Here is a 23,761-nt window from a genome sequence, read left to right as displayed (position 1 = left end):
CTTACTTTTGTTTTGTTATATTATATCTAAGTTTTATTGAAAAAGCACGACCTGGCTTTTGTAGTGCGTAATTATCATACAATTCGGCATCGAATATATTGGTACAAGCGAGAGCAACTGAAATGGATTTCGACCATTGATAATAAAGAGACAAGTCACTAGACAATTGCATTGGAATCGTATACTTGGATTCTGCCAAACCCATATTAGGCCAAGCCAAATAAAAAGCATGAACATAGTTTGTATTCCATGTTATACTGAAGGAATCCATCTCATTAAATAGATGAGGGAAAGTATACGTTAAACCTATATTTCCATACAGATAAGGTTTATTCGGTATTCTCACATCATAAAAGCCGTACTCATCAGACTTGCTAACATCATTTAGATAAGTAGCATTCGCATGAAGTTTCCAACGTCTTTTATACTGATAACCTAAATCAATGTTATAACAACTACCAGAAACTGCAGATAAATTTTGATAAGAACTAACCACCCCACCAACATCCAAACGAATCAAATCCTTTGAATATCGATAAAAATAATTTACATCTATCATCCAATGGTGATTCCCTTTAGTTTTTTTCCACAAAAGGCCAACATTCAAATTATCACTCTTTTCTGGTTTTAAATTGGCATTATTTTGTATTAATAAACCGTCACCCAAAGCTTCGATAGGTTCTGGCATGCGATAGGTTTTTTCGTAAGAAGTCTTTAGCTGTAAATCATCCAAAAAGAAAAAAGTGGTAGAGACACCTCCTCCATTATCTTGATAATTATTTTCCACCTTTTCATAGGTGCTGTATTGAGCATTCGCAGACTCTAACTTCATATGATAATTTTTGTAGAAAATAGAGGTACTCCATCGATCTCCCCAAGGCTCGAAAACATAAGATGCTCCAAATATATTTTTAAATAAGATATTAGGCTCTTTATAAGGTATCTCATACGGATTCACATCATCCGTACCAACACGTCTAAAATAACTAGTCGTATTATTGAAAATCAGCTTATGCTTGTCATTTAAAGGCAATTCATAGGACAAATTCCCCATCCAACTTTGATCATGGAAAGTTAAATCTGTTTTATATCTTAAAAGCTCTCCTGAAGTTCCAATATCACTTGTACTATAATCACCATTCCAATTATACTTATTTGAGCTAGTGTCCACCACCGATGCCAAATTCCTATTGTAGGATGCAAAGAACCTTAGTTTACTATCCTCTGATATTACATGGTTTTTTTGGTATAGAAGAGATGTCATAAACATCTTACTTTTAGTAAAAGCTTCCCCAGCCACCTGCGTCATATTCATACCGGTCTGTTGTTCCTTATAGTCTGCTGAAAAAATTGCACGTAATGTCAACTTATCAACCCACGAATAATTTTCAAAACTAAGCCCTGTTTCTACAGAACCACTCTTATATCCATCATGAAAACGTCTTACTTCATCAGTCCCTTGATATGAAAAATCATTCACATCATAAATATCCACTTTCACCTTGTAATCATTATCCGCATAATTCCCAATAACATTGGTAAACCATGCCACATGATCTGATAAATATGTTTTGGTCAAAGCAGAAAATTGATTCTGATTAAACGAGCCATATGAATAAGATACATCCACATAATCTTGGCGCTTTTGGTTGGTCACAATATTGACTGCAGCACCCAATACATCAGCCCCTAGATAGACAGGAATAGCCCCTTTATACACCTCAATTCGCTCTGCCATATTGATTGGTAAACTATTCAACCCATAAGAACTTCCCATAAATTCCATCGGAATACCATCAATAAAAAACTTTACTTGACTGCCAGAAAAACCATTGACTGTAAAATTATAATTGCTTCCCATGCCTCCTTGTTGACGCACTTTTACACCGGGGACTTCATTTAATGATTCATTTAAATCTTTGGTCAAACCCTTTAATTCTTTCGTATCAATAGCACTCACCGTAAAGCTAGATCTTTCCACCTTTGATTGTTCAGAATAGCCTTGAACCACCACATCATCCAAAGAGATATCCGATGATTTAAGAATTATCTTTATCTCCTTTTTTTGGAACACTTTGGAGTTCGTAGCGATTGATTTTCTATCGTATCCTAGATATTGTACTTTCAAACTATCTTTTTCTCCAGCACCATGCAGGTCAATTATAGCCAGACCATCTACATCTGTAATTGCGTGTGCTCTATTCGATGTCAAATAAACGACCGCGCCAACAATGGGCTGGCCCTTAGCATCAATGACTTTGATTCTAGTGGAAGTGATCTTCTGTTGTGCAAATACAGAAAATGACATAATGATAAGCATGATAATAGGCATCCACGCTTTACTAATAAGTTTCATGCAAGTATAATATTTTGGTTTTATTACTCTTTACCAAACAAAACTATACTTCCACTACTGCGATTTCAATACCTAAAACCAATGATAATTTAAGACTCTTTTATCCTTTAATGTAAATACAAACACCTACAACAATATATATACAACTGTATTACAGTAATTTACAAAGACAATCACAGATACCTCATTATAGGGATACAAAACATCTAAATGAAAATTATATCGTTTATATATACATAACGTTGAAAGCAACAAATCAACTGCTCCTTATTTAAAATGCAATAAATAGAAGGTTAAGGTGAAAATAATGAGAAGTATAATACGCAAGATTTGAAAGAATTAAATGTACATTTTATTAAACAAATACGTGAAATACAAGACCTTGTAGCTTATATAATAAAATGGAGTAGTTGGGTTTGCATACAGTAAAGGTTGCAATGAAAATATCATACTTCTAAAAGATATTTTTAATCCATTGAACAAGTACCTAGCCACTTACCCAAAACAACGGACCTCTTAAAGATCAATCAGATATCACGATACCTCTTTATCAAATGAATATGATTCCTATGCAAAATCAAAGCATTTCTAGAATGTATACCTTTGGGATATTAATAGGAGATAAATACAAATCACTTACACACTTTTTTGGACAGTGCTTTAAAAGGAGTCTGAACATGGTTTCATAGGTACTTTGTCCATGGTTTGTCCATGGTTTGTCCATGGTTTGTTCATGGTTTGTCCATCGATTCTCCATCGATTCTCCATCGATTCGATGGCTGAAGCATGAACGAGATGTCAACAAACCATGGACAAAGATATAATCAATCACGGCTTAAAGCTTGGTTATTCATTCATTCTAAAAGAGCAAATCAAAGGATAGTTCTGTGTAAAATATCACGTTACCACATAGAAATATGATCTCTAAATGATTATGAAACATGCATCTTAAATTGTTTAAGTGAATATATTTATTTACATTTATTTATACTATTTAACTTAATTCGAAATATTTAGGCATCATTCATATACCTCAAAACGGATAAGCTTCTTAGGGTATAGTAGGAGAAAAGAGAGATAAGCATCTTGAAACGACTAGATAAAAAGTCGATAAAAGTTGCAGATATATGATTGAGTACAAGTCCAAAATTATTAGTTATTGTATGGAGCCTATTGCCTTATCACAGGCAATATGTATTGAAATCGATTCACAATAGAACTAAATAAATATCGAAATATGATGAAAAAAATATTAGTAATCTTCTTTGTCTTGTCCTTAAATAGTGTGTACGGGAAAAAACTTGATGAAGAGGTTCTGAATTGCCTCTACGAGCTCGATTTTACTAAGGATACATTAACGATGAAGATGAGCAACGACCTGCTAGTTCTACAAGTTGGAAGCAAAATGTCCAAATGCTATAGTTTCTATAGCAATCAAGTAGATTCTATTTTTGCTCTTCCAGATGGGAATAAGGTTGCCCAATCCATGTTTTCTCAGTCCTTGAAGAGTAATAGTGCATTTCCTCAGAAACGGATGAAAACCTATGTCTATAAAGATTATCCCAAAGGAAAAATGACTGTTACAGATGGACTTATGATGCAGGATTATATTTATGAAGATGAATTAAATGCACAAGAATGGCAAATGACTGATAGTACTAAAACCGTATTGAACTACACATGTCAACTTGCAAAATGTACTTTCAGAGGCAGAGAATGGATGGCATGGTTCACACCAGAGGTTCCCATTAGCGATGGGCCGTGGAAGTTTTGTGGCTTACCAGGATTGATTACAGAGGTATATGATTCAGGAAATCAATATCATTTCACTCTAAAAGGAATAAAGAAAGGAAATAATCCTATCATCATGAGAAAAAGTGAAGTTGGGAATCATAAATTCATAAAAACCAAACGATTAAAATTCCTAAAAGCCAAGAAAGAGTATTTAAGGGATATATCAGGCTCCATTGAGATGCAAACAGGAATAGACCTAGGAGCAGGCGAAGTTCAAAAGGTAATGAGATACGATATCATAGAACGTGATTATTAAGCTGTAAGATATTGAGAAGTAAGGTAGAGATGATACTGTCACTTAGAGTGTCATTGTATATGAAAAAGTGGATCTCTTTTACACAACCTTTTTATGACACATGGTGAACACAACCTACAACGCTACTGATTACGATAATTTCTCATTCCAAGACCAATCGTTAAAAACTTAAAGAACCGCATTCGTTTGAAGCACCGATCTTCATCTCAATATAAAGAAGTGAATTGTAATTTACAATATTCGGTGCATTTATACTTTTTTCACCAATAGCCCACCTAACCATAATTTAGTATTATGAAATCGTTATATACAATACTGATATGCACTCTTTTCTCCTTACAGACCTCTTTTAACGAGGCAAAAGCAGAAAACTATATTATTCAAGGAAAGGTAGTTGAATCGAAGACAAACCAGCCTATCCCAGATGTAATGGTCACCATCCGGACCTCAGATAATAAAATAATCCGATTTACCAAGACCTCATCTAATGGCAATTACACCCTGAAGACTCCCTATTTTTTGGAGAAACACTATGTAAACTTTGCCATGATGGGATTTGCCCCCAAATCGGTGCTTCTCACAAAAGAACAACATCACTACAATATAAAGATGGAGGAGAAAGCCACTGAAATAAAGGAGGTGATCGTCAATGCCAAAGGAATCAATGAAAAAGGAGATACCCTTAGTTATATAGTATCCAAATTCTCAGATATTCAGGACAAATCCTTAGCGGATGTACTAAAGAAGATGCCAGGTATTGAAGTGAGTAAAACAGGGGAAATAAAATATAACGGAACTCCAATCAATAGGTTCTATATTGAAGGTCGCGATTTGATGGGATCAAAGTATGGATTGGCAACCAATAACGTTCACCCAGAGGATGTGGGAAGTGTCGAGGTCTATGAGAGGCATCAGCCAATTAAGGCTATGGAGGATCTTTCGGTATCACAAAATCCAGCTATTAATATTAGATTGAAAGCAGATGCTAAAAAACGATGGGTTGGAACTGTAAAAGCAGGGACAGGATATAAACCCTTTCTATGGAATGGTGAAGGACTTGCAATGAAATTTAGCAAAAAAGCACAAAACTTCCATCTTTGTAAGTCGAATAACACAGGGGATGATATTACCAGAGAGACCCGTGACTTTAAATTTAAAGATCTCTTAAACCCCTTCTCTAATAGTTATAAGCTGCATAGCTATATAGACGTTCACCCCGACTATATCAGTAATATAGATGCAGACTACACTCGATTTAATCGCTCCAATTTGGTGAGTCTAAATAATCTCTGGGGAATAGGAGACGATTTTGAATTAAGTACAAAAATTAATTACACGAACAATCGTTTAGAGTCTGACGTATATACAAAGATTACAGACTACCTACCTGATGGAAATATAGTTCGTGAGATCATCGAAGAAGCCACCGATAAGAATAATCACATCCTGGGGGATGTGGTACTAAGTTGTAATACGAAGACACTATTTTTGGAGAATACTTTTAAGAGTGACTTTTCATGGTCGGATCTAAATATGACAAACAACGGATCTTATCCCAATAATCAAATTGCCAATATTCCGACAGGATTACTCTCAAACAAATTGAAGTTGGTAAAACGAAAAGAGAAGCATGCCTATACTTTGAATGCCTATGTATCGTATCAGAATAAGAAAGAGAATTTAAATGTGGTGAATGACGAGACTGACCAAGAACAAGAAGTAAACGCTACAGCATACTTTGCAAATGTCAATAGTGCCATCTCTTTCTATAAGGATGCGCTGTCTTTCAGACTTAGACTAGGAGCAAGTGCATTGAGCCGTTCTCTAGAGAGCAGTCTAGATGGTATAGACAAAGATAAAATTCCGACATCTAATGATCTAACGATGAAATACCTTAGGTTGTATGCCGGTCCAGAACTGGAGTATAAGAGGAGAACCATTGAAGCCAAATTGACTTTTCCTCTCTCTTTCGTCCCCTATCGATATGATGATATGATAAAAAATGAGCAGACAGATTTCTCTATGCTCCTTTTGTCATCAAGTTTATATATACGTGTTCCTTTGAGTGCAAGACTATCCACCTCATTATCAGGAAAAATATCTCAGACTCCTATCGATGAACAAAGGTTCTACTCTGGTATGATTATGCAGGACTTTTGGAACCTCTCTGTTGGACATCAAAATAGAGAAGCTGGCATGAGCAAAAACATCACCCTAGGCCTAAAATACAAAAATGCTCTGGATGCACTTTTCTCTGATATAAGTATCACCAAGTCATGGAACGATATCCATCAAACAAGAGATCGATATTTTTACGACCAGTATCAGATAAATACATTTATAGATCAAGAGAGTGAATCAGAAAGCTGGATTGCCATGTGGAATATCGCCAAAGGAATATCTGCTTTAAAAGGAAAAATATCCATGAGTTCACTGTATTGGAAAAATGACAATGTCATCTACCAAAATAATGAAGCATCACCCTATCAATCTACGCTCTACTCTATCAGCCCTAAGATCAACATACACCCCACAAAATGGTCTAGTATAACCTATAAGGTAGACTATTCGAATCAAAAGGTTACGAGCCCCTTGGACAGCAAAGGGATCACCATACAAGACTGGAAACAAATCATGACTTTAGGATTTATTCCCAATGACAAATTTGTAATGAAACTCAAAGGCACTTATATCGACAACCAACAAGAGGATCTTCATAATGACTTGGCGATGGCCAGTGCAGAGATGACATATTTTATATCTAAGAGATGTGAAATCACGCTTGAAGCCAATAATCTATTCAATCAAGAAACATACACATATTCCCTTCAGAATGGCTATACCAACATATATAAAAGCTATAAGCTACGACCTCGAAGTTATATGGTAAACGTTTTCTTTAGATTCTAATTTAATCGAAAGAGATAGTCCAAACAATCTTGTCGATTTTCAGAATACATATTTTCTTTTGATTACCAAGTATTATATCAGAATCACAAAATATTTACAAAGCAAATTTTCAATGGATTGACATCGCCTCTGTGCGAGTTATAGCATCCACAAAATGTCATAGAAAAATAGAGAAAAAAAAGAGTCAATCATTCTACTGATTGACTCTTTTTTTTAAGGTATTATAGGTACTTTTCGTTTAATAGAATGTGTAGCTAAAGCCTAGCGTAAGCATCTCTTTAAACTCAAATCGATTCTCTTCACCAATTTTTACATTATTACCACTTTCGTCTTCCGAATAAATAGCAAATTTAGTATCACTATTATATCGAGCATTAAACAAGATAGTTGCTTGTATATATTGATTTAACTGGAGGTTTAACTTACCCTCCCAATTAAAGTTGATTGACTTAAATACCCCATTATATTTCGAGAAGATAGAACCTTTAGTCTCAAAAGACATATCTTCACTAAAAATATGCTTGTAATTCACTTTAGCAGAGAAACCAGGGTCCCACTTTTGGTTCGTTCCAGCCACTAAACCATAGTCTGTGGGATTCACCTCTTCAGACAACACAAAGGTTGCTTGAACTGCCAATGGAGAGAACATCACAGATAAATTACCATCCGGCTTATAATCCATACCGAGAGAGAATCTCAAACGACCTGGAGCCATAAACTTACTGGTTGGGTCAGTATCGCTTAACCCATAATTATAACCCGGTGCCATCTGGGTTTGAAAACTCAATTCCCCTGAATAGTACCATTTCTTGAAAGCAGAGAAACCATATTTAGAGTTTATTTCAAGGTTATCAGTGTTTTTACGAATGCCAGTATCTTTGTTCTTATTGATACCATATTTTATATCAATAGTGTTCTCCCATGTTTCAGTAGGCTTTTTATAGTTAAAGTGATAGTTTCCCATAAATAAACCTGATAGAGACGATTCTCCTCCTGCAGACCAGTTAGACAAAGAGGTTTGTGTGAATCCGATGCTCACTTTCCCACCGAGATCCCAAGGACTAAGAATAACTTTCTTCACAATAGGAACGACAAATTCATCCCTTATATTAATTTTCTTCTCTTGTAGTTTAGGTGCTTGCTTATAGTCTGTTTGCTCAATCCTAGTTAACTCTACAGATGGGTCATCAATAAATATATTGGCATTCCCCTTTCCTTGATTAAATACTAAAACTCCTAAAGAATCATTCTGCATATTTTTAAGATAGAAACGAATAAAATTGTTCTTTCCATCCTGATTACTGGTCCACAAAGAGACTTCACTCCCATCCAAGTTCGTAAAAGTCACTTTTATAGAATCACGTTTGGCAAAAGACTGCAATGTTTGAATCGCGGAAAAGGCCTTACGGTTTGTATCATTAACTACGGAATCATTATAAAAATAGAGTAGATCTTTATTTCGCTGTAGAATTTCAAAATCCCTATCTTCAACTACAGAATCTGCGATTTTTGAAGCATAGTTTTGTCTATAGTCTGTAAATAGCGAATCTCTATACTCATTGCGTTGCACTTTATTGTATTCTATACGCAAAGAGTCAGAGAACTCTGTTCGTATACTGTCGTATTGTTCTACTGACAACTCAGGTCTAAGATTCAACGAATCAAATTTAATACGAAGACTATCGGTAAAATCTTTAGGAACAATTGCTGAATTGGTATTAAATAGTTCAGATGCACTCATACTAGGAATCATCTTAGCACTATCTGCAACAATCAATAGTAGAGAATCAGGAATCTCTATTCCTTCATTAAAAAGACTATCAATAGTATTGCTTCGAAGTGTATCTAACAAGGCAAGTCTAATACTATCGTTGATATACCCATAAATGTTATCTCTATACTTTACATCCTCGACATCGCGATGAAAGACACTTTGATAACCAGGACTATTAAGATAATATTCCATTTTTAAAACAGTGGTATCTAAAGGAAGGTCTGTTGCATGGTGAAGCAATCCTTTGATTCCCTGACGATACTCCTGATCTGTGATTTTCCACTCTTTAGGAGAATACAGAAGTCTTTGTAGTAGCTGAATACTTTGTTGTACAGAATCCCTCTTTTGAATAGGGCTTGAGGATTCTACTTGACCAAACAAATTATTCGACGAAAATGCTAATAATAGAGTTAAAATGTATAGATAGTTCTTTAAGTATGACATAAGGTAATTATCATTGTTTATCAGTTCTATGCAAATTTACATAATACTAAGTAAAATATCATTCTCATTTAGATCTTTTACTACTTATATTCATCCATAAAAGAGATGCAGCAGTAAAACACATTCCGATAATGGCCAATAATGTTGGATATTCATTTGGTAAAATAACCCAACTTAATATAGCTCCTGATACAGGGATTAAAAATTTCCATAAGTTAATTTCAGAAACTTGTACTTCTGGCCTCTGTAAAATAGTAAACCATAGTGAAAATGCGGCTGCCGATAAGAATGAAAGCCAAGCCAAAGAGTAGTAGTATGGTGCAGGAAAAACAAAACCGGCAAAACCTTCTACACTGACTCCGGCCACAAAAAGTCCCACTCCTCCTACAAACATCGTAAACATTGTTAACAGTAAAGGTGGTATCTTTGCAGTCTTAGATTTAACAAGCACATTCACAAAACCAGAATTTAGATTGGTTAACAGCAAAAGTGTTACCCCTACTAAAGTCAAAAAACCATTGACTGTTGTACTATCCTTCTGCTTCCCAAAAACAACAAATATAACTCCAATAATTCCAAGAATAATACTGATCCATTTGTCACGAGTCATTCTATCTGACTCAGAAAAGAAGTGAGATACCAAAGAGACAAACATTGGTCCCATACCAATGATGATCGCACTCATCGAACTTGGTATTAAACTGACTCCTTGATAAAATAGCGCATAATGTATCACTGTTTGCATCAATGCAAGCAAGAGCATATACCTCCAATGCGCCCTGATAGTAGAAATAATTTTTGACTTATTAGGTATGAAAGGAAAAATTAGTAAGCCAGATAACATAAAACGAATACCTGCAAACTGTAATGGAGGAGTATATTGTATCCCTATTTTTATACCTACAAATGCTGTAGACCAAAGTAGACAAGCCACAATAGCCATTAAATTTGAACCCAATAATTGTTCTTTCTTCATTCTATATGATCTCTTTTAAGGGGGAATAATACAATGCTTACTCTAATTATCTGAACTTAAGATTAACTATATACAAGTTACTTATACTTACAATAACTATACCTGAACAACACTCTATAGCCGTGTAATTCAAAAATCTTAAATTCTATTTGGAAACATTATCTTCCTCATTGGTATTTTTAGTAATTAAATACACTTAAATCAAACACTCTTTGCAATGATAAAGTTCTCTTATTAACAACCGTATGTAATGATATCAAGAAAGGGCTATTTCTAAAAGAAATAGCCCTTTTCATTGTGATTCAGCTGGGGTTCGAACCCAGGACCCCATCCTTAAAAGGGATGTGCTCTACCAGCTGAGCTACTGAATCTACTCTTAATATAAAACCGCCTCTATTCGTTAAAGAGACTTGTAATGGTGATTCAGCTGGGGTTCGAACCCAGGACCCCATCCTTAAAAGGGATGTGCTCTACCAGCTGAGCTACTGAATCTACTCTTAATATAAAACCGCCTCTATTTGTTAAAGAGACTTGCAATCGTGATTCAGCTGGGGTTCGAACCCAGGACCCCATCCTTAAAAGGGATGTGCTCTACCAGCTGAGCTACTGAATCTACTCTTAATATAAAACCGCCTCTATTTGTTAAAGAGACTTGCAATCGTGATTCAGCTGGGGTTCGAACCCAGGACCCCATCCTTAAAAGGGATGTGCTCTACCAGCTGAGCTACTGAATCTACTCTTAATATAAAACCGCCTCTATTTGTTAAAGAGACTTGCAATCGTGATTCAGCTGGGGTTCGAACCCAGGACCCCATCCTTAAAAGGGATGTGCTCTACCAGCTGAGCTACTGAATCTACTCTTAATATAAAACCGCCTCTATTTGTTAAAGAGACTTGCAATCGTGATTCAGCTGGGGTTCGAACCCAGGACCCCATCCTTAAAAGGGATGTGCTCTACCAGCTGAGCTACTGAATCTACTCTTAATATAAAACCGCCTCTATTTGTTAAAGAGACTTGCAATCGTGATTCAGCTGGGGTTCGAACCCAGGACCCCATCCTTAAAAGGGATGTGCTCTACCAGCTGAGCTACTGAATCTACTCTTAATATAAAACCGCCTCTATTTGTTAAAGAGACTTGCAATCGTGATTCAGCTGGGGTTCGAACCCAGGACCCCATCCTTAAAAGGGATGTGCTCTACCAGCTGAGCTACTGAATCTACTCTTAATATAAAACCGCCTCTATTTGTTAAAGAGACTTGCAATCGTGATTCAGCTGGGGTTCGAACCCAGGACCCCATCCTTAAAAGGGATGTGCTCTACCAGCTGAGCTACTGAATCTACTCTTAATATAAAACCGCCTCTATTTGTTAAAGAGACTTGCAATCGTGATTCAGCTGGGGTTCGAACCCAGGACCCCATCCTTAAAAGGGATGTGCTCTACCAGCTGAGCTACTGAATCTACTCTTAATATAAAACCGCCTCTATTTGTTAAAGAGACTTGCAATCGTGATTCAGCTGGGGTTCGAACCCAGGACCCCATCCTTAAAAGGGATGTGCTCTACCAGCTGAGCTACTGAATCTACTCTTAATATAAAAAACTCGCCCCTATTCGTTAAAGGGACTGGAAATCGTGATTCAGCTGGGGTTCGAACCCAGGACCCCATCCTTAAAAGGGATGTGCTCTACCAGCTGAGCTACTGAATCTACTCTAAAATGGGTGCCTCTTATCTTTAAAGGCGGTGCAAATATAAGGCACTTTTTTAATTCTACAAACACGAAAAGTAAAATACCAAAGTTTTTTTCAATTCACCAAGAAACGAATATGCGGTTAACTTTTGACAATCAACCGTTTGAAAAAAGACTATTTTTTGAACAAAAACGAATTAAATATAGTTTATTGATAAAAAGATTTTAACAATGAATTATATTACACCAATACAACTTCGAGAGATTCTTGAATCAGAGGCTCCGATCACGATAATCAATGTCCTTTCTGAGAAGGACTTTTTAAGCCATCATATACCCAATTCTATGAATATCGACGTGTCCGAATCTGGCTTTGCACATAAGATTGAAGAGATCATCTTAGATAAAGAGGATCCCATTATTTTATATGGAGTGGATAATACACTAATGAGACCCAAAATAGCCTTTGACAGACTTTCGAAAATAGGATATAAAAACTGTTTGGTTTTGAAAGGAGGAATAAAAGAGTGGGAAAAAGATGGCTTTGAGACAATTCGAAATTAACAACCTTTAGAAATACTATCATTTGTTTTCTTTACCTTTAAACATTGGTATAAACTTATGAAAAGATTAAATGAAAACAGCAATAGTTGATTTAGGTACAAACACATGTACACTTGTAATTGGATCAATTCAGGACGAAAAACTAACCATATCCTTTAAAAAATCTATTCCTGTTATATTAGGATCAACAGATCACTACATAAATGGTAAAATCACAAAACTTGGTATCCAGAAGATATTAAATGTTCTACATACACATCATTTAACTGCTCAAAAATATGGAATTGAGCAGTTAAATATCTTTGCAACCGCTGCGATAAGAGAGTCAAAAAACAGGGATTGTGTTCGCGAATCAATCACAGCAAATCCTTGCTTTAAATTTATCATTCTAAACGGACAGAAAGAGGCGGAAATAACAACAGCAGCAACAATCCATTTGTCAAAAGAACTTGAAGGGCCAATACTCACAATGGATATTGGAGGAGGAAGTAATGAATTTGTACTCTTATGCAACAATAAAATAGTTTGGAGTAAGAGTTTCAAAACAGGAATGGCACGAATATTGAATCAATTCCCTTTCGAAAACAACATTACTTCTACAAATCAAAAAGAAATTTTAGATTATTTTGAGTCGAATCATCAAGAACTATGGGACATTATCAGACATTACAAACCTAGAACCTTGCTTGGAAGCTCAGGAGCTTTCGATACCTTTGTGGACCTAGTCACTTACAAGAAGTGTGTATCACACATGCAAAGAATAAACAATATTAATTTCCAAGAATTAAAATTGTTGCATGATAAATTGATGAAAAGCAGCAATAATGATAGAGAATCGATGGAAGGAATGGAACCAATCAGGGCAACAATGATTGTGTATGCCTCCATCTTAACCCAAATAGTATTAGATAAATCAAAAATAAAAAACATATACCAAACAGGTTATGCCCTTGCTGAAGGTGCACTATACTATTATAAATACAACAGTTAAGATATTATGGACAAAATATTAGTCATTGACGATGAAAGAAGCATTCGGAATTCATTGAAAGACATCCTTTCTTTTGAAGATTTCGATGTGGACACGGCTGAAGATGGAATAAAGGCCATTGAAATGATTAAGAAGAACAACTATCGAATAGCACTTTGTGATATCAAGATGCCTAATATGGATGGCATAGAAGTGCTTGAAAAATGTATTCCTATTGCACCAGAAACCTCTTTTGTTATGATCTCTGGACATGGAAACATCGATACCGCTGTAGAGTGTATAAAAAAAGGCGCTTTCGACTTTATAGAGAAACCGATTGATCTAAACAGATTACTTATCACAATAAGAAATGCAAAAGAACGAGGAAATCTAATACAAGAAAAAAAGGTTTTAAAAAAGAAAATATCTGAAATCGAAACTATTGTTGGCAGTTCGGATAAAATAAGTCACGTTCTAGATATTTGTGACAAAGTTGCAAATACAGATGCACGAGTTCTCATTACTGGAGACAATGGCACCGGTAAAGAGCTTATTGCCAAGAGACTTCATAAAAACAGCGAAAGAAATCAACAACCATTCATTGAAGTAAATTGCGCAGCCATCCCATCAGAGTTGATTGAGAGTGAACTCTTTGGACACGAAAAGGGTGCTTTTACCTCTGCAAACAAACTTAGAAAAGGAAAGCTAGAGCAAGCCAATAATGGTACTATCTTTCTTGATGAGATTGGGGACATGAGCAGCTCCGCTCAAGCTAAAGTTTTAAGAGCACTACAAGAGAACTGTATTACACGTGTCGGAGGAGACAAGCAGATCAAGATCAATGTAAGAGTGATTGCTGCAACCAATAAAAATCTTCAGAAAGAGATACAGAAAGGTAATTTTAGAGAAGATCTCTACCATCGTCTAAGTGTAATTCTTATCCATGTACCTCCTCTTAATGAAAGAAAAGAGGATATCCCAGAGTTGTGCAATCACTTTATCAAAGAGATAAGCAAATCTTATGGTAAAGCACCTATGGAGATATCAGAAGAAGCAACGAAGAAGTTACAAGAAAAAGAGTGGACTGGTAATATCCGAGAACTTAGAAATGTAATTGAGAGACTACTTATTCTTTCAGATAAAAAAATCACTAAAGAAGATGTGATCAAGTTTGCTTAAACAAAAAAATAGAAATAGACTGATTTGCATTACTGCAAACAGTCATTTCTATTTTTCTTTATAAACGATTTTCAAATATTGAAGAGCCATCTATTGTAGATGATAATCAATCAAATCGTGATTACAAAAATTAATATTCATCTTCATTAAAGAAGAAGTCATCCTTACTTGGATAATCAGGCCAAATATCTTCAATCGTCTCAAATACTTCACTCTCTTCTTCTATCTCTTGAAGATTTTCAATTACCTCCATTGGAGCTCCAGAGCGTGTAGCAAAATCAATAAGCTCTTCTTTTGTAGCTGGCCATGGTGCGTCTTCTAGCTTTGAAGCCAATTCAAGCGTCCAATACATACTTTCTAGTTATTTATTAGTGATAGATTATCTTATTTTTTGCGAATTTAAAATTTTTTTCTTTATGCAAAACAAAACTGAGTAAAAAATCACGGAATCCATGGAGTTTCTGTTTCCCCTTTTAGATGTGCAGTGTATCGTGCGAGTACAAATAGAAAATCAGACAATCGATTTAAATACTTCGTAAGGTTCTCTTCTATTTCGATAGAAGTAGACAACTTCAACACCAATCTCTCGGCTCTACGACAGACAGTTCTTGCAATATGACACGAAGAACTTGTTATCTCTCCACCTGGTAAAATGAAGTAGTTCATTTGAGGCAATTGGTCATCCATTCGATCAATCTCCACTTCAAGAAATTTTATATCCTCCTCTTTACATACCAATTGGTCCGTTTCTTCTATTTTGCTTTTATCAGTAGCAAGCACTCCTCCAATAACAAATAGCTTCTTTTGTATCTCTATCAATACATTCATCTCAGTTGAATCCGCATCCAAGTGACAACGAATCATTCCAACACAACTATTTAACTCATCGATTGTACCATAAGCTTCTAACCTAGTATCGAATTTATCTACTCTAGTACCTCCATATAGACTTGTTTTGCCTTTGTCTCCAGTTTTTGTGTATACCTTCATAATCAAAATTTGATATAAAAATTCTGTTTATTTAATTTTTGATCAGAGAACGCAATTCCTAGTTCTCTTGACTCTAAAGAGGCTGTTATTGGCGAATCATTAACCATATCTTCCCACATATTATCAACATCAACTCCCCAATGCAGTCCGTGAAAGATAACAACATCAGGACATACAATGTTTTGAATTAACTTAGCAAATTTAGCAGACAAAGATTCGTTACAGAATAAAATACATGTCTCATCTATTATTTTTTTACGAGATTTCACATAATCATCTAACGACAAGATTTCGACAGTATCAGAAACGGCTTCAAACACTGGTTTAAAAAGCTCTATATCACGCCCTGAGAAATATATTTTGGAAGGCTGAAACTCATTTAATAGACGATGAATACAATATAAAATTTTTATTGAAGGCAAAATAGAGTCTATGTTCGAGGCAAGTGTATTATTATTTTTTTCAACAAAACGCTGATACATCTGATCAATATTGTCATATAGATAGTATCGATGTGGATTATCAATTACCCCTGTTATCAAACTAAATAAAAAAGGAGAATGAATACCATGTCCTTTTTTATGTACACGTTTTCGTTTAAATCTCAGAAACCGCTTTATCAAATCTCTATTTCTCAAAACTCATCTCAATTAACCACTTTCTGTTTAACAAAAAGTGCAGTTCACGACAAAATTAAACTTTTGAGCCCAAAAAGTGTCTACATTATCTAAAACAATTTATGAACACTAATGAAAAAGAGTTTATTTACATTAATATGAATCACATTAGAGATAATGAAATAAAATAGAAAGAAGAAACATCTTTTGATCTTTTTTTCAATCTAAAATAGAACCTGATATCGAATAATCTATTATATATTTGTAGATGATATGACTATGTATACAAGCTTAAAATATATAAAGGGAGTCGGTCCAAAAAAGGAACTACTCCTTAAAAATGAGTTGAAAATAACCAACATAGAAAAGTTATTAAACTACTATCCATACAAATATATCGACCGAACGACATTTCAGTCTATCAAAGAGGCAAAGCAATCAGAAAAGATAGTTCAATGTAAGGGTTATATAACCCAGATTCGAAGTGAAGGAAGTGGAACAAAAGAGAGGCTTACTGCATACTTTACTGATGGAGATTCATTCATTGACTTAACATTTTTCACTGGGGCAAAATATCTTAAAAAAAGTCTTAAAATAAAAGAGCCTTACATACTCTTTGGAAAGACTAAAAAATTTGGATCGTCAATGAGTATTGTCCATCCAGAATTAACACTACAAAAAGACCAATCAACATTAGGTTCTCTGTATCCTCAATACCACACAACAGAGAAGATGAAAAAAGAGGGCATGACATCAAAGTCTTTGGCTCAGATAATTACAAATGCGCTTATACTTATCCAAAAGGATGATGTTGAAAATCTTCCAGAATGGATACTTAAATATAGAGACCTAGCAACTAAAAAAGATTCCTTAATTGGAATACACACCCCTAAAAACTATGATGAGTTAAATAGAGCGATATACCGAATAAAATTCGAAGAGCTGTTTATGAACCAACTTAAGGTGATCTATTTAAAGATTGAAAGAGAGCAAAAATATAAAGGAAATGTGTTTACAACTGTTGGTGATAAATTTAACTATTTCTACCAATACAATATCCCTTTTGAACTAACTGGGGCTCAAAAACGTGTAATTCGTGAAATACGAAACAACATGAAAACAGGGACACAGATGAATCGACTTATTCAAGGAGATGTGGGTAGTGGTAAAACAATGGTTGCATTTATGTCGGCATTAATCGCTATTGACAACCAATTTCAAGCATGTATCATGGCTCCTACTGAGATACTCGCATCACAGCACCTAGAGTCTATTTTAGAGATGAATCAAGGGTTGAACCTTAATGTAAAATTATTAACGGGGTCAACCAAAGTAGCTGAAAGACGCCAAATACATCAAGAGCTAGAAGACGGAACATTAGACCTTCTTATTGGCACACATGCATTGATAGAAGATAAAGTAAAGTTTCAGAAATTAGGACTTGTAATTATTGATGAACAGCATCGTTTTGGAGTGGCTCAAAGAGCAAAATTGTGGAATAAAGGGGTTGTCCCTCCACATATCTTAGTGATGACTGCGACGCCTATACCTAGAACTCTAGCCATGACTCTCTACGGAGACTTGGACGTGTCTGTTATTGATGAACTACCCCCTGGAAGGAAGCCTATCATAACAAAACACTATTTTGATTCTAAAAGAGAAAAGATTAATGAGTTTATTCAAAATGAGTTGAATAAAAACAGACAGGTATATTATGTTTTTCCTTTAATAGAGGAATCCGAGAAGCTAGATTTTAAAAATCTTGAAAAAGGCTACGAACAAGTTGCAGAAGACTTCCCCGATTATTCTATTAGTGTTGTTCATGGTAAACTTAAATCGCAAGAAAAAGAGGCTGAAATGATAAGGTTCAAAAATCATGAAACGAGTATCATGGTTGCAACCACAGTAATTGAAGTTGGAGTAAATGTCCCCAATGCATCTATTATGATTATTGAAAGTGCTGAAAGATTTGGACTTTCACAACTTCACCAGCTGAGAGGTCGAGTAGGCCGTGGTGCGGATCAAGCATACTGTCTCCTTATTACAGGTGACAAAATTAGTAAAGTCTCTAAAGCTAGAATGCAAACAATGGTTGACCATAGCGATGGTTTTAAAATATCAGAGGTAGACCTTGAACTTCGTGGGCCTGGAGATATCGAAGGAATACAACAGAGTGGTGACATTCAAGGGTTAAACTTGTCTGATTTATCAAAAGATAGCAATATATTAACAGACGTTAGAAATATTATATTTAAAATTGCAGAAAAAGATCCAAAACTTACAAATCCAGCAAACAATAAACTTCTCAAAATGTTAATAAATACAAACATTAGTTTATTTAATTGGAGCGATATTAGTTGATCAAAGAGTATGAGTGGGATAGAGATGATAAATAGAATAAAGAATGATCAAAAAGGACTTTTTAATAAATTCTTTCCAACTTTTGTATTATTTGCAACAGTTATATTAGGAATAATCTTTTGGTCCTATTTTGTATTAGAGGCAGATAAAAATATAAAAGGGAGTGAAATGAGGAACCAATCCCTTCTACAAGTGCAGGCAAAAGAGATTACAACGACCATTGAAGATCTTTTTATGGACCTCAATGAGATTTCGTCACGTTCCATTATTATCAATTACTTAGACACGCCAAACAAGGCGCATAAAGCAATATTAGAGAAGAAGATATCAACTTATCTAAAGAAAAAGAAACTGTATAATAGCATTCAAATAATTAATCCCCAAAAGAATCGATATCTATCAATAACCTACACAAATAATCAGTTTACCCTAACAGAGCGTAATATTAAAGATTCTGATTATACAGCTCAAGAACTTAACCCTGGGGAAACAACTGGAGTACAAATAAGCCAGATACACTCTTTAGAAGATATTAAAAAGTGTTCAAACCTTTGCAATAAAGCAATCACTATATCCATGTATGTTTTTAATGCAAGAAGAGAACCTTCAATTTTATCGTTAAGTTGTAGCTTTCAAAACATACTTGATAAAATGAGGAATGACAAACAAATTCTTCATTATAATGAAAATACCATAGGAAGATTATTTATGATATCTGAAAATGAAGACAATGTATTTGATATCGACAATAATCTTGTAATCAATAAGTATAAAGAAAATACACCTCCTATCCCTTATAGTGTTATTCAAAGAATTGAACTAGAGAAGAAACAACAGAATGGATCCTTTATTACAAAGGATGGTTTTGTCAACTTCTTTTCAATTAATTTGGGAGAGACTTTAAAGAATACATTAATTGGAAATAAGATAGGCTTCGACCTGTCCAAAAAGTTTGGAAACCATGAATACAAACTGGTATCATTGATATCCATAGACCAATACCACGAAATTAGATCAAAAGAGTTAAGTAGACTTGTTGCAATATATTTAGTGATCCTATTCCTTCTTATTATCATCTCTTATTTGGCTGCGATGACGCTGTCCAATAGGATCTACAATCAAACACTCTTAAAAAAATCAGCTAAAAAGCTTACCGAGGTAAATAATACAAAAGATAAATTTATTAAGATCTTAGCACACGACTTGAAAAACCCTATTATGACAATACAAGGTTTTTCATATATTATCAAAAATGACGACCCCTCTTTTTCATCAGAACAAAAGAAGCATTATGCTGAAATAATAGTTCAGTCAACACAAAATATGGTGCAACTTATTGATGATGTATTGGCATGGTCGAAATCTCAAAATGGAGCACTAATTGTAAACAAGACTATCACGCAAGTAAACTCAGTCATTGAAAGCACCATTGAAATATTAAAGCCTCAAGCATTAAAAAAAGAGATTAATATTAACTGCGAATTTAAAAATAATATTAGTCTAGAGATTGACCAAAATATGTTGATCTCAATAATTCGCAACTTAACATCCAATGCAATTAAATTTTCATTTAGGGGTTCTACCATTACAATAAAGACACAAACCAATGGCGATTTTTGCGAAATTCTAATTATTGATCATGGTGTAGGGATCACTCCTTCTGTTCAAAAAAAATTATTTAATGTAGGAGAAAAGATATATTCTAAAGGAACGGAGAATGAAAAAGGAACAGGACTAGGTCTGATCTTATGCAAAGAGTTTACGCTGAAAAATAGTGGTAAAATTGATATTATTTCAAAACCTAATGAGGGAACAACAATCCAATTAATATTTCCATTACCGAAAAGCGGAGAACAATAGTAATACGATCCGGTCCACTATGTTAATAATACGATTGAATTAACTAAAGATTAAAACATTACCGTCCTCACAACTTCAACAACACATTTAATTCAGATAGTTTGAGTCACAGGAAGACATGGGGATATACAAGTACACAAACAATACACAAGTCCCAAATTCCGTCCTTCTAGTGTGTCAATTCTATAAAACATTTTCGTTATTATCCGAAAAAAGTCTATAATTCTACGCCGTATTTAAAACAAAAATAAATAAGAAGTCAATTCATTATTTAAATAACCAAAGATATTTGAAAAGAGATAATCATATTTAGATTTGTAGAGTATTTTTTCATAGATATCATGGATAAGAATAGAGAATTAACCCACGATGGCGTCGTTTATAAAACGGAGGGCAAAGAAGCTTGGGTAAAAATTATTTCAAAATCAGCATGTGCTGGATGCCATGCAAAAGGGGCTTGTTCTGTAGCAGATGTCGAAGAGAAAATGGTTCACATTAAACGTGTAAATCAAAGTATCAAGAATGGAGAAAAAGTTCTATTGGTGGCAAATAAACGCCAAGAGAAACTAGCTGTTATTCTTGGTTACATTCTTCCTTTATGCATACTTATCATAGCGCTTATTGTATCTAAAAACATAGGTTTTTCAGACACGATATCCGCTGTAATTGCTATTGCCATTCTTGTTCCATATTATTTAGGCTTATATCTATTCCGTAATAGAATATCAGGTAAGCTTGAATTTACAATTCGTAAAATCTAGTAAATCTAATTAATAATGATTCTAACACTTGTTATAAACACGATTCTTGTTTTAAGTATCATTGGAGTTTTGGCAGCAGTAATTCTTGCAGTTGCTGCGAAAAAGTTCAAAGTTGAAGAAGATCCTCGCATTGATGATGTAGAAGGAACATTACCAGGGGCAAACTGTGGTGGATGTGGTTTTGCAGGATGTAGAGCTTTCGCCGAAGCTTGCGTTAAAGAGATGGAACTTTCTTCTCTTTATTGTCCTGTTGGGGGAAATGACTGCATGGGATCTGTTGCAGATATCTTAGGATTAGAAGCCGTAAAAAAAGCACCACAAACAGCGGTTGTGAGATGTAACGGTACATGCGAACATCGTCCTAAAACAAACCATTATAATGGTTCAATTTCTTGTGCAATTGCCTCTTCATTGTATGCTGGAGATACAGGTTGTGCATATGGATGTCTTGGATGTGGAGATTGTGTCACTGCTTGTGAATTCGATGCAATTCATATGAACCCTGAGACAGGACTACCTGAGGTGGACGACGAAAAATGTGTTGCATGTGGTGCGTGTGTCACCGCATGTCCTAAGACACTGATTGAATTACGTAAAAAAATGCCAAAAGGTCGTAAGGTTTACGTTTCATGTCGCAATATGGACAAAGGTGCAGCAGCCAAAAAAGCTTGTAGTACTGCTTGTATTGGTTGTACGAAATGTTTCAAAGAGTGCCCTTTTGACGCCATTACAATGGAGAAAAACTTGGCATTTATCGATGCGGATAAATGTAAGTTATGCCGTAAATGTGTATCAGTATGTCCAACAGGTGCTATTGTTGAAGAGAACTTTCCTCCACGCAAAGTGAAGAAAGAGGAAGAAGCTGCTTCATAAACGAGACTCTCAAATTAACAAGAAAAAACAATTTAAAATATTATGGTGCTTAAGACATTCAAAATCGGAGGTATTCATCCTGCTGAGAACAAACTGTCGGCTAATGCAAAAATTCATACATTGCCGATCCCTAAGACCGTATATATCCCAATGGGACAACACATTGGGGCGCCAGCAACTCCTCTGGTTAAAAAAGGAGATATGGTTAAGGTTGGACAGATGATTGGTAAAGCCTCAGGTTTTGTTTCTGCCAATATTCACTCTTCTGTTTCTGGGAAAGTGAAAAAAATCGATCAAATAATCGACAGCTCTGGGTATAAAAAAGATGTTGTCGTAATCGATGTTGATGGAGATGAATGGGAAGAGTCTATTGATAGATCAACCGAACTCGTAAAAGAGATAACTCTAACTCAAGAAGAAATTAAAGCTAAGATTGCAGAATCTGGTATTGTCGGTTTGGGAGGTGCAACATTCCCAACACATATTAAACTATCTCCTCCTCCAGGAAATACAGCTAAAGTTCTTGTCATTAATGCTGTAGAGTGTGAGCCATATCTTACTGCAGATCACCAAATCATGCTCGAAAAAGGAGAAGAAATTATGGTTGGTGTCTCTATATTAATGAAAGGTGTCGGGGTTGAAAAAGCGATCATAGGTATCGAAAATAATAAAAAAGATGCTATTGATTACTTCAAAAAAATCGCTAAGGCTTATAAAGGTATAGAGATTGCTCCATTGAAAGTTCAATATCCTCAAGGTGGAGAGAAGCAATTGATTGCAGCAACTATTGGCAAAGAAGTTCCTTCTGGTGCACTTCCAATTGCTGTAGGTGCTGTTGTAAATAATGTTGCTACAGCATATGCAGTATATGAAGCAATACAGAAGAACAAACCTCTTTTCGAACGTATCGTTACAGTAACAGGTAAATCAGTAAAAAATCCTTGTAACCTACTTGTAAGAGGAGGAACACCAACAAACGATCTTATTGATTTTGCTGGAGGACTACCTGAAGATACAGGAAAGGTTATTAGCGGTGGACCTATGATGGGTAAAGCTCTAGTTAATCTAGAAGTACCTGCAGCAAAAGGAACATCTGGTATTCTTATCATGCAAGACACAGAGTCTGCACGAGCAAAAATGGATGCATGTATTCGATGTGCAAAATGTGTGAAAGCTTGTCCAATGGGAATAGAACCTTATCTTTTGATGTCGTTGGCAGAGAAATCAAACTGGGATCAATCAGAACAACGAAATGTAATGGACTGTATCGAATGTGGTTCTTGTTCATTTACATGTCCTTCAAACCGCCCTCTTCTTGATTATATCAGAATGGGGAAAGGAAAAGTAGGACAAATTATAAGAGGAAGAAAAAGCTAATTAAGATAATTA

The 23,761-nt window shown here is 35.0% G+C and carries 16 protein-coding genes and 12 tRNA genes; 10 read left to right on the top strand and 18 right to left on the bottom strand.

Features of this window, described 5'->3' with window-relative positions; genetic code table 11:
- Position 1: 1 nt before the first annotated feature.
- On the bottom strand, positions 2-2,356 hold the full coding sequence (locus K4L44_02210; GenBank protein QZE14695.1) for a TonB-dependent receptor: 2,355 nt from the start codon (positions 2,354-2,356) through the stop codon (positions 2-4).
- Positions 2,357-3,593: 1,237 nt separating this feature from the next.
- Between K4L44_02210 and K4L44_02205 the strand changes: the two genes are divergently transcribed.
- Both K4L44_02205 and K4L44_02200 read left to right on the top strand, forming a co-directional pair.
- On the top strand, positions 3,594-4,406 hold the full coding sequence (locus tag K4L44_02205; GenBank protein QZE14694.1) for a GLPGLI family protein: 813 nt from the start codon (positions 3,594-3,596) through the stop codon (positions 4,404-4,406).
- Positions 4,407-4,700: 294 nt separating this feature from the next.
- Positions 4,701-7,316: a carboxypeptidase-like regulatory domain-containing protein gene (locus K4L44_02200; GenBank protein ID QZE14693.1), complete on the top strand. Its 2,616-nt coding sequence runs from the start codon at positions 4,701-4,703 to the stop codon at positions 7,314-7,316.
- 238 nt (positions 7,317-7,554) lie between these two features.
- Here K4L44_02200 and K4L44_02195 read toward each other — a convergent pair whose 3' ends face one another.
- The 14 genes from K4L44_02195 to K4L44_02130 all read right to left on the bottom strand — a co-directional run bounded on the left by K4L44_02195 (position 7,555) and on the right by K4L44_02130 (position 12,215).
- Positions 7,555-9,534 (bottom strand): DUF3078 domain-containing protein, encoded by a 1,980-nt coding sequence (locus K4L44_02195; protein QZE14692.1) that lies wholly within the window; start codon positions 9,532-9,534, stop codon positions 7,555-7,557.
- Positions 9,535-9,598: 64 nt separating this feature from the next.
- Positions 9,599-10,510, bottom strand: coding sequence for a DMT family transporter (locus K4L44_02190; protein QZE14691.1), 912 nt, complete (start codon positions 10,508-10,510; stop codon positions 9,599-9,601).
- A gap of 298 nt (positions 10,511-10,808) precedes the next feature.
- Positions 10,809-10,881, bottom strand: a tRNA-Lys gene (locus K4L44_02185).
- 45 nt (positions 10,882-10,926) lie between these two features.
- Positions 10,927-11,002, bottom strand: a tRNA-Lys gene (locus tag K4L44_02180).
- 48 nt (positions 11,003-11,050) lie between these two features.
- A tRNA-Lys gene (locus K4L44_02175) sits at positions 11,051-11,123 on the bottom strand.
- A gap of 48 nt (positions 11,124-11,171) precedes the next feature.
- Positions 11,172-11,244, bottom strand: a tRNA-Lys gene (locus K4L44_02170).
- A gap of 48 nt (positions 11,245-11,292) precedes the next feature.
- Positions 11,293-11,365 (bottom strand) — tRNA-Lys (locus K4L44_02165).
- A 48-nt stretch (positions 11,366-11,413) separates the two neighbouring features.
- Positions 11,414-11,486, bottom strand: a tRNA-Lys gene (locus K4L44_02160).
- Positions 11,487-11,534: 48 nt separating this feature from the next.
- Positions 11,535-11,607, bottom strand: a tRNA-Lys gene (locus K4L44_02155).
- A gap of 48 nt (positions 11,608-11,655) precedes the next feature.
- Positions 11,656-11,728: transfer RNA gene (locus tag K4L44_02150), tRNA-Lys, on the bottom strand.
- Positions 11,729-11,776: 48 nt separating this feature from the next.
- Positions 11,777-11,849: transfer RNA gene (locus K4L44_02145), tRNA-Lys, on the bottom strand.
- A gap of 48 nt (positions 11,850-11,897) precedes the next feature.
- Positions 11,898-11,970, bottom strand: a tRNA-Lys gene (locus K4L44_02140).
- A gap of 48 nt (positions 11,971-12,018) precedes the next feature.
- Positions 12,019-12,091 (bottom strand) — tRNA-Lys (locus tag K4L44_02135).
- A gap of 51 nt (positions 12,092-12,142) precedes the next feature.
- Positions 12,143-12,215, bottom strand: a tRNA-Lys gene (locus K4L44_02130).
- A gap of 213 nt (positions 12,216-12,428) precedes the next feature.
- Between K4L44_02130 and K4L44_02125 the strand changes: the two genes are divergently transcribed.
- The 3 genes from K4L44_02125 to K4L44_02115 all read left to right on the top strand — a co-directional run bounded on the left by K4L44_02125 (position 12,429) and on the right by K4L44_02115 (position 14,910).
- The gene (locus tag K4L44_02125) at positions 12,429-12,761 is read left to right on the top strand and encodes a rhodanese-like domain-containing protein (GenBank protein QZE14690.1); all 333 of its coding nucleotides are present in this window, start codon (positions 12,429-12,431) and stop codon (positions 12,759-12,761) included.
- 70 nt (positions 12,762-12,831) lie between these two features.
- Complete coding sequence (locus tag K4L44_02120; GenBank protein ID QZE14689.1) at positions 12,832-13,752, top strand: hypothetical protein; 921 nt, start codon at positions 12,832-12,834, stop codon at positions 13,750-13,752.
- Positions 13,753-13,758: 6 nt separating this feature from the next.
- On the top strand, positions 13,759-14,910 hold the full coding sequence (locus K4L44_02115; GenBank protein ID QZE14688.1) for a sigma-54 dependent transcriptional regulator: 1,152 nt from the start codon (positions 13,759-13,761) through the stop codon (positions 14,908-14,910).
- Positions 14,911-15,040: 130 nt separating this feature from the next.
- Here K4L44_02115 and K4L44_02110 read toward each other — a convergent pair whose 3' ends face one another.
- From K4L44_02110 to K4L44_02100, 3 genes are all read right to left on the bottom strand, one after another.
- Positions 15,041-15,262 carry a DUF2795 domain-containing protein gene (locus K4L44_02110; protein QZE14687.1) on the bottom strand — a complete coding sequence of 74 codons (222 nt, stop codon included), beginning with the start codon at positions 15,260-15,262 and terminating at the stop codon, positions 15,041-15,043.
- 89 nt (positions 15,263-15,351) lie between these two features.
- Positions 15,352-15,900, bottom strand: a complete 549-nt coding sequence (locus K4L44_02105) for a cob(I)yrinic acid a,c-diamide adenosyltransferase (protein QZE14686.1) — start codon at positions 15,898-15,900, stop codon at positions 15,352-15,354.
- Between the two features lie 2 nt (positions 15,901-15,902).
- Entirely contained in the window at positions 15,903-16,538 is a 636-nt protein-coding gene (locus K4L44_02100) for a hypothetical protein (GenBank protein QZE14685.1), read from the bottom strand.
- Positions 16,539-16,790: 252 nt separating this feature from the next.
- On the opposite strand from K4L44_02100, the gene recG reads away from it, so the two are divergent.
- The 5 genes from recG (at position 16,791) to rsxC (ending at position 23,749) form a co-directional block, all read left to right on the top strand.
- Entirely contained in the window at positions 16,791-18,878 is a 2,088-nt protein-coding gene (recG, locus tag K4L44_02095; protein ID QZE14684.1) for an ATP-dependent DNA helicase RecG, read from the top strand.
- Between the two features lie 24 nt (positions 18,879-18,902).
- A complete protein-coding gene (locus tag K4L44_02090) occupies positions 18,903-20,738 on the top strand; it encodes a HAMP domain-containing histidine kinase (protein QZE14683.1) in 1,836 nt (611 codons plus the stop codon).
- Between the two features lie 341 nt (positions 20,739-21,079).
- A complete protein-coding gene (locus K4L44_02085) occupies positions 21,080-21,499 on the top strand; it encodes a SoxR reducing system RseC family protein (protein QZE14682.1) in 420 nt (139 codons plus the stop codon).
- A 15-nt stretch (positions 21,500-21,514) separates the two neighbouring features.
- Entirely contained in the window at positions 21,515-22,372 is an 858-nt protein-coding gene (locus K4L44_02080) for a Fe-S cluster domain-containing protein (protein ID QZE14681.1), read from the top strand.
- 45 nt (positions 22,373-22,417) lie between these two features.
- Positions 22,418-23,749, top strand: coding sequence for an electron transport complex subunit RsxC (rsxC, locus tag K4L44_02075; GenBank protein QZE15938.1), 1,332 nt, complete (start codon positions 22,418-22,420; stop codon positions 23,747-23,749).
- The last annotated feature ends 12 nt before the right edge of the window (positions 23,750-23,761 follow it).

It is taken from the genome of Prolixibacteraceae bacterium (assembly GCA_019720755.1).
In the GTDB taxonomy this organism is placed as follows: Bacteria; Bacteroidota; Bacteroidia; order Bacteroidales; family Prolixibacteraceae; genus Halosquirtibacter; species Halosquirtibacter laminarini.
This window is presented reverse-complemented; position numbering and strand designations above follow the sequence as displayed.

Excerpts from the sequence above, each read along its gene's own strand:
- K4L44_02190 (QZE14691.1), bottom strand. The coding sequence starts at position 10,510 with ATGAAGAAAGAACAATTATTGGGTTCAAATTTAATGGCTATTGTGGCT.
- recG (QZE14684.1), top strand. The coding sequence starts at position 16,791 with ATGACTATGTATACAAGCTTAAAATATATAAAGGGAGTCGGTCCAAAA.
- K4L44_02200 (QZE14693.1), top strand. The coding sequence starts at position 4,701 with ATGAAATCGTTATATACAATACTGATATGCACTCTTTTCTCCTTACAG.
- K4L44_02115 (QZE14688.1), top strand. The coding sequence starts at position 13,759 with ATGGACAAAATATTAGTCATTGACGATGAAAGAAGCATTCGGAATTCA.
- K4L44_02080 (QZE14681.1), top strand. The coding sequence starts at position 21,515 with ATGATTCTAACACTTGTTATAAACACGATTCTTGTTTTAAGTATCATT.
- K4L44_02120 (QZE14689.1), top strand. The coding sequence starts at position 12,832 with ATGAAAACAGCAATAGTTGATTTAGGTACAAACACATGTACACTTGTA.
- K4L44_02090 (QZE14683.1), top strand. The coding sequence starts at position 18,903 with ATGATAAATAGAATAAAGAATGATCAAAAAGGACTTTTTAATAAATTC.
- K4L44_02195 (QZE14692.1), bottom strand. The coding sequence starts at position 9,534 with ATGTCATACTTAAAGAACTATCTATACATTTTAACTCTATTATTAGCA.
- K4L44_02125 (QZE14690.1), top strand. The coding sequence starts at position 12,429 with ATGAATTATATTACACCAATACAACTTCGAGAGATTCTTGAATCAGAG.
- K4L44_02210 (QZE14695.1), bottom strand. The coding sequence starts at position 2,356 with ATGAAACTTATTAGTAAAGCGTGGATGCCTATTATCATGCTTATCATT.
- K4L44_02085 (QZE14682.1), top strand. The coding sequence starts at position 21,080 with ATGGATAAGAATAGAGAATTAACCCACGATGGCGTCGTTTATAAAACG.
- K4L44_02110 (QZE14687.1), bottom strand. The coding sequence starts at position 15,262 with ATGTATTGGACGCTTGAATTGGCTTCAAAGCTAGAAGACGCACCATGG.
- K4L44_02105 (QZE14686.1), bottom strand. The coding sequence starts at position 15,900 with ATGAAGGTATACACAAAAACTGGAGACAAAGGCAAAACAAGTCTATAT.
- K4L44_02205 (QZE14694.1), top strand. The coding sequence starts at position 3,594 with ATGATGAAAAAAATATTAGTAATCTTCTTTGTCTTGTCCTTAAATAGT.